At 59.6% G+C, this 812-nt stretch carries 1 protein-coding gene; it reads right to left on the bottom strand.

The features are described 5' to 3' along the window. The coding region (groEL, locus tag AB4Z52_RS36220; RefSeq protein ID WP_442222615.1) for a chaperonin GroEL at positions 1 to 812 on the bottom strand (812 nt) is incomplete at both ends.

Here is an 812-nt window from a genome sequence, read left to right as displayed (position 1 = left end):
CCAAATTCGCCGGTCTGGGCGTTGTAGCCGTAGTTGTCGGTGTTGCTTTCAAGGATCTTGCCGACGATGATCGAACCTTCGTCACCGGCATTTTCAGCGATCTGGCGAACCAGCGACTGCAGCGCCTTGCGGACGATGTTGATGCCGGCCGTCTGGTCTTCGTTGGCGCCCTTGATGTTGAGGACGACGGAAGCGCGCAGCAGAGCTGTACCACCACCAGGTACGATACCTTCCTGAACGGCGGCGCGCGTTGCGTTCAGCGCGTCGTCGATACGGTCCTTCTTTTCCTTGACTTCGATCTCAGTCGCACCGCCGACGCGGATGACGGCAACGCCGCCAGCCAGCTTGGCAAGACGTTCCTGCAGCTTCTCGCGGTCGTAATCGGACGTGGTTTCTTCGATCTGAGCCTTGATCTGGGCAACGCGGCCTTCGATGTCGGACTTCTGGCCCGAACCGTCGACGATCGTCGTGTTTTCCTTGGTGATCGAGACCTTCTTGGCGCGGCCGAGCATTTCGAGCGTGACCGATTCCAGCTTGATGCCGATGTCTTCGGAGATAACAGTGCCGCCCGTCAGGATGGCGATGTCTTCAAGCATGGCCTTGCGGCGGTCGCCGAAGCCAGGAGCCTTGACGGCAGCGATCTTCAGGCCGCCACGCAGCTTGTTGACGACCAGCGTTGCAAGAGCTTCGCCTTCGACGTCTTCCGAGATGATGAGGAGCGGCTTGCCGGTCTGAACGACGGCTTCGAGAACCGGGAGCATCGCCTGCAGGTTGGAGAGCTTCTTCTCATGGAGAAGGATGTAAGCGTCTTC

The sequence above is a fragment of the Rhizobium sp. 2YAF20 genome (assembly GCF_052114685.1).
In the GTDB taxonomy this organism is placed as follows: Bacteria; Pseudomonadota; Alphaproteobacteria; order Rhizobiales; family Rhizobiaceae; genus Rhizobium.
This window is presented reverse-complemented; position numbering and strand designations above follow the sequence as displayed.